The organism is Dehalococcoidia bacterium, from assembly GCA_022449765.1.
In the GTDB taxonomy this organism is placed as follows: Bacteria; Chloroflexota; Dehalococcoidia; order Lucifugimonadales; family Australimonadaceae; genus UBA2963.
In genome coordinates this window covers 1-7,554 of record JAKUPZ010000023.1, presented here as the reverse complement: position 1 = coordinate 7,554, position 7,554 = coordinate 1, and the positions used below count along the sequence as shown (strand labels likewise).

Annotated in this window: 9 protein-coding genes; 8 read left to right on the top strand and 1 reads right to left on the bottom strand. The window is 45.7% G+C overall.

Features of this window, described 5'->3' with window-relative positions; genetic code table 11:
* From MK127_08035 to MK127_08015, 5 genes are all read left to right on the top strand, one after another.
* Positions 1-543, top strand: a 543-nt coding sequence (locus tag MK127_08035; GenBank protein MCH2532739.1) for a hypothetical protein, incomplete at its 5' end; no start/stop codon positions are given.
* Between the two features lie 19 nt (positions 544-562).
* Complete coding sequence (locus MK127_08030) at positions 563-1,006, top strand: carbon monoxide dehydrogenase subunit G (protein MCH2532738.1); 444 nt, start codon at positions 563-565, stop codon at positions 1,004-1,006.
* A 5-nt stretch (positions 1,007-1,011) separates the two neighbouring features.
* The gene (locus tag MK127_08025; protein ID MCH2532737.1) at positions 1,012-2,541 is read left to right on the top strand and encodes a GMC family oxidoreductase; all 1,530 of its coding nucleotides are present in this window, start codon (positions 1,012-1,014) and stop codon (positions 2,539-2,541) included.
* Between the two features lie 51 nt (positions 2,542-2,592).
* Complete coding sequence (locus tag MK127_08020; GenBank protein MCH2532736.1) at positions 2,593-3,252, top strand: peroxiredoxin; 660 nt, start codon at positions 2,593-2,595, stop codon at positions 3,250-3,252.
* A gap of 94 nt (positions 3,253-3,346) precedes the next feature.
* The gene (locus MK127_08015; GenBank protein MCH2532735.1) at positions 3,347-3,805 is read left to right on the top strand and encodes a cupin domain-containing protein; all 459 of its coding nucleotides are present in this window, start codon (positions 3,347-3,349) and stop codon (positions 3,803-3,805) included.
* Positions 3,806-3,856: 51 nt separating this feature from the next.
* Here MK127_08015 and MK127_08010 read toward each other — a convergent pair whose 3' ends face one another.
* Positions 3,857-4,468 (bottom strand): hypothetical protein, encoded by a 612-nt coding sequence (locus MK127_08010; GenBank protein MCH2532734.1) that lies wholly within the window; start codon positions 4,466-4,468, stop codon positions 3,857-3,859.
* A 129-nt stretch (positions 4,469-4,597) separates the two neighbouring features.
* Between MK127_08010 and MK127_08005 the strand changes: the two genes are divergently transcribed.
* The 3 genes from MK127_08005 to MK127_07995 form a co-directional block, all read left to right on the top strand.
* Positions 4,598-5,761 (top strand): cupin domain-containing protein, encoded by a 1,164-nt coding sequence (locus MK127_08005; protein MCH2532733.1) that lies wholly within the window; start codon positions 4,598-4,600, stop codon positions 5,759-5,761.
* 46 nt (positions 5,762-5,807) lie between these two features.
* Complete coding sequence (locus tag MK127_08000; GenBank protein MCH2532732.1) at positions 5,808-6,608, top strand: SDR family oxidoreductase; 801 nt, start codon at positions 5,808-5,810, stop codon at positions 6,606-6,608.
* A 22-nt stretch (positions 6,609-6,630) separates the two neighbouring features.
* Positions 6,631-7,554: alpha/beta fold hydrolase (locus MK127_07995; protein MCH2532731.1), on the top strand; the 924-nt coding region annotated here is incomplete at its 3' end.

Sequence of the window (7,554 nt, the reverse complement as noted above, 5' to 3'; positions counted from 1 at the left end):
GCTCCCGATATGGCACTATACGGCTGGAAAGCACGTGGCGCAGGTGGAATCAATGTGATGCTTGAAATGGGGAAAAATGATATGGGGAATCACATATCCGAGTTTCCTATAGGAACATACAAAAAAGCTCACCGTCATGGCCCGGGAGCGCATCTTTTCCTATTGAGTGGAGACTCTGGGTTTTCATTGCTTTGGACAAAGCCAGATCGATCGGACATGATCAAATGCGATTGGCAACTCGGTACTATAGTTATTATCCCGGGAGATGCGGTATACCACCAGCATTTTAATTCAGGCACCAAGCGAGCAAGGTACATGGCATTACGTGATGGAAACGGTGGCTTCATTGCTCCTAATCAGCCTGTTGGTGGCGATGTGAGCATTAAAGATGGCGGGATGCAGGTTGAGTACGAAGACGAGGAACGTGAGATACACGAAATATTCGAGGCAGAACTGGCTAAGAACGGTGCCCAGTGCAACATGAAGGCCTTTATTCCTTACTGCACGGGTGTTGCGGGGACTTACGACGCTAGCAAGACTTAATAATCAAGGAAAGGACTTAATGAAGTACCAAGGGAAAGTTGAATTTAAAACACAGCCAAGGAAAGTTTGGGACACTGTTCTCGATATGGAACAGTTCGTAGCATGCTTTCCAGGTGTCGAAGACATCGAGATGGTTGACGACAAGACATTTACAGGAGCGATGAAGGCAAAAGTTGGTCCTGTATCAGGAGACTTCGCGTTTCAAGCTCAAATAGTCGAAGCAGATGAACCAACACACCTCAAGGCTGAAGTAGAAGGCAAAGACTCTCTAACCAATAGCACTATGACTGCTGAGATAACAATGGACTTGTCGCCTCTTAATGACGATACGGAACTGTCTTACTTCTCCGAAGTAAAGATAAAAGGGAGACTCGCAATAATTGGAGATATGGTTATCCGAGCTACTGGAGCTCAGGTAATTGAGGAGTTTTTCAAACGACTGAGAGAGCGAGTAGAGGCATAGGTCCGATGGCAGAGAATGAGAATTATGACGTTATAGTAATTGGGGGAGGATCAGCAGGCTGCGTAGCTGCAGCAAGGCTGAGTGAAAACCCTGAAACACGTGTTTTATTACTGGAAGCTGGACCTGACCCCCGGCCGCAGCCACCATCTATAGCAGATGGTTCTCAGGCAACACGCGCAGTTCTTGAATCTCCATATGTCATCTTATATGAAACACAACGAGCTGATGACGATAGCACTTTGTATAAAGTGAGCGGGCGAGTAATGGGTGGTGGCTCGTCAGTTAATGCAATGGCTGTAGTGCGACCAACAAAAAGCGACTTGGACACTTGGGAGGCTTTGGGTAATCCTGGTTGGTCTTACGATGAATGTCTTCCAATACTCAAACGTATTGAAACAGACGAAGACTTCGGTGATCAGGACATCCATGGTAATTCGGGCCCTCTTTACGTGAAGCGACCATTCAGGCTGGATATGGAAGCATCTGAGCCTGTAAGGGCTTTTATTGACCGGGCTATAAGTATGGGAATGCCTATTTGTCCCGATCTGAATGTACCTGAGCCATTTGGCGTGTGCGGCTCTGCTTACAATATTAAGGACGGTATTCGCCAATCGACTGTTGTTGCCTATATAGACCCGATTCGTGATCGCCCTAACTTAGACATTATTGATGAAGCGCCTGTCGAGCTGCTGAAATTCGAGGGCAATCATGTAACAGAGGTTATTTACCGCAAGGATGGAGAGATTTGCTCAGTAAGTGCAGATAAAGTAGTTCTCAGCGCAGGTGTTTACCATAGCCCACAGATCCTTACCTTGTCAGGAATTGGCCGATCAAAAGAACTTGAACACTTAGGTATTGAACCTGTGCTAGTAAGAGAGGGAGTTGGCGAGAATTACCAGGACCACGCTACTTTAACGATGACTTTTGAAGGTCGTTCTAATTTTGAGACAGACTGGGTTATTCCACGTTACCGACTGATGTACAAGAGTGACCCATCTCGACCATCTGGCAATTTCCATATTTTCCAGAGGCCCCCGACAGAAATTCCAGGTATGGCACCACTTATGCCTGTGTCAGCAAATCTTATTGAGCAACGCGCCAGGGGAAGGATCCGATTTACCAGTACTGATATAAACGATTTACCCGAAATTGATGACGCGATGCTCCATGACCCCGAAGACCTTAATGCCATGTTGACAGCGATGCAGTTTATCTATGATTTGATTAATGATGAGTCTATGGAAGGGTACTATGGACAACTGGTATCTCCCGGACCTGATGAAGACTGGGCAGACTTTGCTAGAGGTGAGCATGGTAGCTACCATCACGGAGTAGGGACCTGCATGATGGGCCCTGAATCAGATCCCATGGCAGTTGTAGGTCATGATTTACGTGTGCACGGTATCGAAAATCTTTATGTTGCAGATGCTTCAATTATGCCAACAATAACCCACGCGAACACTAATATAGCTTCTATTTTGATAGGAGAGCGCGTGGCTGACTTTATCCAAATGGATAAATCGCCGAAGCCTTAATATTTTTGCTACAATATTCCCCCGGAGGCCAATCTATTATTAGGAGTAATCATGGCATTACGCATAAATGATGTTGCACCAGATTTTGACGCTGAAACAAGTGAAGGCTCTATAAAGTTTCATGAATGGCTTGGAGAAGGCTGGGGAATATTATTTTCCCACCCTAAAGACTTCACGCCAGTTTGCGCTACCGAATTAAGCCAGGTAGTACGCATGAAAGACCAGTTCGATGACCGGAACTGTAAAGTCATTGGCCTAAGCGTGGATAATGTTGAGGATCACAATCTTTGGGCAGAAGACATTAAGGATATTGCTGGGACAAGTTTGAATTTTCCAATCATTGCGGACAATCAACTTGAAGTCGCAAAGCTCTACGAGATGCTTCCTGCTGAAGCTGATTCATCTGTCGGGCGTACAGCTGCAGACAATCAAACAGTCCGAACTGTTTTTTTAATTGGCCCTGACAAGAAAATAAAAATGAGTATGACCTACCCAATGAGTACAGGACGCAATTTTGATGAACTGCTTCGTGTAATTGACTCAGCTCAGCTGACTGCTAATAGGAAAGTTGCGACTCCGGCTAACTGGAAAAAAGGCGAGGATGTAGTCATCCTTCCTGCCGTTAGTAATGATGAGGCCAAAGAATTATTTCCTGATGGTTGGGAAACAATTAAGCCCTACCTCCGAAAAATCCCGGACCCTTCCAAATAATGAATTAGCGGCGAGCTTACACCTCGCCGCTTTTTGTATATGCAGAACATTTAAATAAGCGTACTATGCGCCTAGAACATTACGGGAGGATGTAATGACAACAGAAGCTAAACCTACGCCCAAGACCTCTACTTTCTCTATAAGTGGACCATATTTATCTGAAGGCCGCCTGAATATTGATTTAGCACAAACTGATTTGATGTGGCTATCACTAAAAGTGAATGCTGAGGGTGGTGAGAATGCAGTACATGCGCATACGAACGAGGATCATGCATTTGTTGTATTGGAAGGTGAAGTGACTTTTTTTGACGAAAACGGTGATGGCAAAATCCTTAGCCAATATGAGGGTATTCTCATCCCTAAAGGTGCCTATTATCGGTATTTGAATACAGGTGAGAGAAATCTTTTCTTACTACGTATAGGTGCCCAGAAAGAAGGATCAGGCGAGACTCGGATTAAACCTGATGGTAGCTCTATTCCTGGTCATACAAAAGAAAACCATCACGTCGACCCCGTCGCCATTGACGGGAAATTCTTTGGCTTTGGTGCATAACAAATAAAAGGGAGGCAGCGCCTCCCTTTTATTTTACTTTCGAGATCAATTTTAAATGGACGGAAACATTTCCACGGGAGTTTGCCTTGGCCCAAGGCTCTCATAATACTGATTTGTCTCTGGTATATAACGCCCCTGATTGAAACCACCTGATTTTTCACTGCGAATGATCACTGCAACAGTTCGCTCGCCGACTGTGTTTTCAGTATGGATTTCATAAGGTCCTACAAGATCAATTTCCCCTGGCTCTACCATGTTGTTTGATACAAGGCGAATTTCAGCATAATCAGGTTTTGACCCATCATCTAACCGTTCGTACCGCTCAATTCGTTCGTGCCCATCCAAAACTCCGTAAAGTGTGTAAATATGAGCATGGTCGTGGATCCTAGATGGGACTCCTTGGCGAGCAGCCCCCTTAGTGAGCCCATTTACTGCAAACCCATAGTCAGGGTCTTCGTAGAACAGCAAATTTTCAGCTCGCCCGTCCGCAGGCACACAATCTGGCCAGCTTTGCGATGCTTCAATTACAGTAGGGTCTGCAAGCAATTCAGCTAGGGCCGGAGCCAACGCGTTCCATCGCTTCTCCAAATCAGACTCTCTACTGAACAATTCACGGGCTTTTGTAACGAACCGATCTAAGGCATTTTGTGTCTGGACAACCATAATCCCTCCCAGAAGGTCCTAATGACGAAAGTCTGCTCTTCAATTTAACGTGAGTCAAGTGTGCATGAAACTAAAAGCAAGCGTATGGTGGGAGTCACATTCAAACTCAAAGGCGAGAGGAGATTGATTATGACTACTGGTGACTCAGACGCAGCAATTAAGTATGCACCTACACCCGAAAGTCTTGAAGACTTTGGCTTGGTTGATTCTTATAAAGACTGGCTCAAGGCAGAAAGAGTAAAAGTCATTGAAGACTTTGCTTTTGAGGACATGTCGAAAATCGAGCTCGGTCCTTGGGAGCGTAAAGGAGGCAAGGGCGCTGTCATCAATATTCCTTATCACGTACTGACTAACGATTCTCAGATAATTGAAATAGACCCAGGCGGCAAATCCGAGCCAGAGCACCATGTTTATGAAGAGTATGTGTACATAATTTCAGGTGTGGGTGCTACGAGCATTTGGACCGGAGATGGTAGCGAGAAAAAAACCTTTGAATGGAAAAAAGGAAGTTTGTTTTCAATTCCACTAAATGCGTGGTACCAGCACTTTAATGGTAGCGGTGCCGAACCTGCACGTTACCTTGCTGTAACAACTGCACCTTGTAATATGCGCCTATTTTCAGACAACGACTTTATTTTCAATTGTGATTATAAATTTGCGAATAGATATAGTGGTGAAGATGATTTCTTCAGCGGCAACGGGAAACTTTATAAGCGTAGAATCTGGGCTTCAAACTTCATGCCTAACGCCCCAGATATGGCTCTTTATGAGTGGAGTGAAAGAGGCGCAGGCGGTATCAACTCTATGTTTGAAATGGCTGGGAATTTAAGCAAAGCACATATTTCTGAATTCCCAATCGGCACATATAAGAAAGCACATAGACATGGACCTGGAGCTAACTTGGTCTTATTAAGCGGTGATGCAGGATTTTCACTTATCTGGACAAAGGATGATATGTCAGATTTGCGAAAGGCTGACTGGAAAGTGGGATCCTTGGTTATTGTGCCGAGCGACGGTACTTACCATCAGCACTTTAATTCAGGAACGCGGCGGGCTCGTTATATGGCATTAACACCAGGGACGCATGGGTTACGCAATCCTATCCCACGCGGACAGGGAGCCGATGCAAGCTTTAAGGCTGGTGGGTATCAGATTGAATACGAAGATGAGGAACGTCGCATTCATGAAATTTTCGAAGAAGAACTTAGGAAAAACGGAGTCACATGCCGGATGAAGGCTTTCATTCCTTACTGTACCGGTGAAGTTGGACCTACCTCTGCAAAAGACGCTTAAGGAGCAGAGATGCTCCTTGCTGCAATATAACATTTGGGAGTTTGTTATGGATTTTGATCTAACGGGGCGAGTTGCTATTGTCACCGGAGGTGCCCAAGGATTGGGCCGTGCTTGCTGTATCGAATTAGCTAAGCATGGTGCAGATATCGTGGTTGTGGCACGCGAAGCTGAAGAGGTGACCGCTGGGCGAAGCCGACCTCATGCACCGGTTCAGGAAGTAGTATCTGAAGTCCAGGCACTGGGGCGTAAAGCAATTGGCGTCACGGCTGACGTCAGAGATAAAGAGCAAGTTGAGAGCATGGTGGAACAGGTACTTACTGAGTTTGATACAGTTGATATTTTAGTAAATGTTGTAGGTGGTAGCTGGGGCGAAACTTTCAAAGCAGGTCCATTAATGGAACTCACTGAGCATGATTTGCTCGAGGCTTATCGAGTTAACTTGGTCTCCATGTTCCAATGCAGCGTCGCCGTTGTCCCTATTATGAAAAAGCAAGGGAAGGGATCTATTATCAATATTGCTTCTATTGCTGGTAGAGCGCCTTCGCCAGACTCTCCTGCTTATGGCGCTGCAAAAGCGGGAGTGATAAATATGACTCAGTCTATGGCTGCGTCATGGGGACCGGATGTTCGTGTTAACGTCATCGCAGTCGGGGGTATTGAAACCCCTCATAGGCCAAGATGGAGTGAATCCTCAGCAGCTATTTATACTACGCCCGGTGGTAGTTCCGCGCTTGGAAGACTAGGGAAGCCTGAGGAGCATGCAGGAACGGTTGTTTGGCTCGCCTCAGATTACGCAGGCTATATCACGGGGGAATGCATTGATGCAAACGGCGGTACACGTCGTTGATTCGTATTAATTAGGAGTTTATATGACCGATCAATTGCCATTGGCGCTACAACCACGTCCATTTTCAGAAGTCCATGAAATTTTGATGAATCGAGCACGTGCTTTGGTGAACCCCTGCAGGTACGTAACTGCAGATGAAGTGGAGAAGGCTCTTTCGAAACTCGATTCAACTGAACCTGCTAAGTGGGCTAAGGCTTTTTCTGATGCGGCAGCTCCACATGAAGAGAAAGCCGTAAATGCCGAGGCGATTGGCGATACTGCCACTGCAATGTCTGAATACCTTGCTGCATATGACTACTATCATATCGGTCGATTTCCCACCATAAACTCCGCTCCAAAGCTCGAAGCCTATGGCTTGGCAAAAGACAATTTCCTGAAAGCCTCTCAGTTCTTTGACCCACCGTTAGAACGAATATTGATACCGTTTAAAGGTCGAGAAGGGGAGGGGGATTCAATTCCCGCGTATTTCCGCAGGCCTAAAGGGAATGAAGTTGTTCCTATAGTAGTAAGCATGGGGGGTATTGATGGTTTTAAAGAAGAGCGAGATGTTGGAGGTTATTTAAGAAAAGGCGTAGCCGCATTAACTATGGATATGCCTGGTGTAGGCGAATCTCCTTTAAAATTCGGGACTGATTCTGAGCGATTATTTGACCCTGTATTCGATTGGATACGTGCTCGAGCTGATTTAGATTCTTCACGCATTGCTGTAGTTGGTAATTCTTTCGGAGGATATTGGGCTGCAAAGCTTGCACATACTCATAAGGACCAACTTACAGCGGTAGTTGCTCATGGTGGGCCTATGCATTACATGTTCACCGAGGAATCTTTACATGTGAAGCATGCGTGGTATGCCTTTGAGCTATATGAAACAAGCTGGTATGCAATGGGAATTTCAGGCCTTGAGGAATGGAGGGAAAGGCGAGAATCACTTGATATGGTGAATCTC

Excerpts from the sequence above, each read along its gene's own strand:
- MK127_08030 (MCH2532738.1), top strand. The coding sequence starts at position 563 with ATGAAGTACCAAGGGAAAGTTGAATTTAAAACACAGCCAAGGAAAGTT.
- MK127_08025 (MCH2532737.1), top strand. The coding sequence starts at position 1,012 with ATGGCAGAGAATGAGAATTATGACGTTATAGTAATTGGGGGAGGATCA.
- MK127_08020 (MCH2532736.1), top strand. The coding sequence starts at position 2,593 with ATGGCATTACGCATAAATGATGTTGCACCAGATTTTGACGCTGAAACA.
- MK127_08015 (MCH2532735.1), top strand. The coding sequence starts at position 3,347 with ATGACAACAGAAGCTAAACCTACGCCCAAGACCTCTACTTTCTCTATA.
- MK127_08010 (MCH2532734.1), bottom strand. The coding sequence starts at position 4,468 with ATGGTTGTCCAGACACAAAATGCCTTAGATCGGTTCGTTACAAAAGCC.
- MK127_08005 (MCH2532733.1), top strand. The coding sequence starts at position 4,598 with ATGACTACTGGTGACTCAGACGCAGCAATTAAGTATGCACCTACACCC.
- MK127_08000 (MCH2532732.1), top strand. The coding sequence starts at position 5,808 with ATGGATTTTGATCTAACGGGGCGAGTTGCTATTGTCACCGGAGGTGCC.